At 75.5% G+C, this 1,704-nt stretch carries 1 pseudogene; it reads left to right on the top strand.

Annotation, left to right across the window (positions count from 1 at the left end):
- Positions 1-1,704 (top strand): annotated as a pseudogene (locus tag AOK24_RS52425) (AAA family ATPase); the annotation flags it as partial.

The raw sequence follows: 1,704 nt of genomic DNA, 5'->3' as shown, positions 1-1,704 counted from the left end.
CGCACACAGACCCCGGCCCCCTCGACAGCACCGGCACCACGGCCCAGCCCGCCGACGCGGACGCCCCCGCCTACCGCGCGGACCGCATCGCGGATGCCGGGAGCCTGGTCGACCGGGAACGCGCGGTGGCCGAACTGACGGACGCCGCCCGGCAGATACGGCCCGGCATCGACGACGGCCGTGTGCTCCGGTGGCTGCGGGCGGCCCGTGACCTGACCGAGCACGCCGACGCCCGTGACCTCGTCCTCCAGCAGTACGGCACGACCGCCTACCTGGCCTGCGACTACGCCGCCGCCCGGGCCGCCGCCGAGTCCCTGCTGCGCGACCCGGGACCGACGCTGAGCGACCTGGACCTTCAGGAGGCCGCGTGCCTGATCGTGGCGGTCACGGCGAACCAGCGCGACTGGCCCACGATGTCGCGCCTCGGGACCGCCCACTGGTGGGACGTACTGCCGGTCCCCGCCCTGGCCAGGGTGACCGGCCGGGCCCTCGCCCTGTGCCACCTCTCGCGCTGGCGGCAGACGGAGGACCTGCTCCGTACGACCGAGACGGTGTGGAACACCGGCCCCCGCGCCCGCGCCGCACCCGCCGTCTTCCTCGCCATGGCCGAACTCGGCGTCGGCCGCCCGGAGCCCTACCGGCGCGCACTGGCCTTCGACGAGGCACCTCAACTCCCCCCGGGCAAGGTGTACTCGCTGGCCGGCGGCATGGTCGACAACCTCCTCACCCGCTACGACCTCGCCGGGGTTACCACGCTGCTGGCGACCACCGGCCTGACCGTGCCCGTGCTGCCGCCGCTCAGCCGGTTCCTCCACCACCACCTCACGGGCGACTGGGACCAGGCCCTGGAGTCGGCCCGCAGGCTCCTGGCCGGCCGCGAGATCCAGTCCACCCCGGTGGCGGACAGCGCCCTGCTCCCCGCGCGGACGGCGGCGATCCTCCTCGCCCAGGGCCGCGTCACCACCGCCCTCCAGCTGGTGCGGGACGCGGACGGCGAGGGCGCCCCGCCCCAGTGCTCCCTGCACGCGACAGAGGCCGAACTCCTCATGGCCCTCGGCGACTTGGCCGGGGCCGAGCGAACCCTGCGCACCGGCCTGGACCGGACCCGGGCCCACGACCAGACCTACGGCACGGACGAACTGTGGGCCCTGCTGGCCCAGTTGACGTCCCGGGCTGGACGCGACAGCGAAGCGGTGGACTGTGTACGGCACTTGGAGGACCTCGTCCACCGGACCGGCACCGACCGCACCCGCCTCCTGCACCTCCTCGCCTCGGCCCGCGTCCAGCGCGACGCAGCGCCCGGCACCGCCCACCGGGCCCTGCGTGAGGCCGTGGACCTCGCCCGCGAGCGGGGCCTGCCGTTCGAGACGGCGACCACCCTGGTGACCGCCGCCACGGCGGGCGCGGTCCCGGCGGCGCTGCTGCACGAGGCGTACGAGGTGTTCGGCCGGACCGGCGCGGCCCTGTGGCGCTTCCGTACGAGAACCGCGCTGCGGGAGGCCGGGCTCACCGTCCCGGGCCGCAGCCGGGCCACCGCCGAGAACGACGGCCTGCTCACCACGCTCCTCACCGAACAGCTCACCACCCGCCAGATCGCCCGCGTCCTCCACCTCACCGAGGACGCGGTGTCCCGCCGCCTGTCCCGCCTCTTCGCCCGCACCGGCAAACGCTCCCGCACGGAGCTGGTCACCGCCTCCCTCACCC

Source organism: Streptomyces niveiscabiei (assembly GCF_001419795.1).
Taxonomy (GTDB): Bacteria; Actinomycetota; Actinomycetes; order Streptomycetales; family Streptomycetaceae; genus Streptomyces; species Streptomyces niveiscabiei.
The sequence above is the reverse complement of the archived record's forward strand: the minus strand, read 5'-3'. Positions and strand labels throughout refer to the sequence as shown.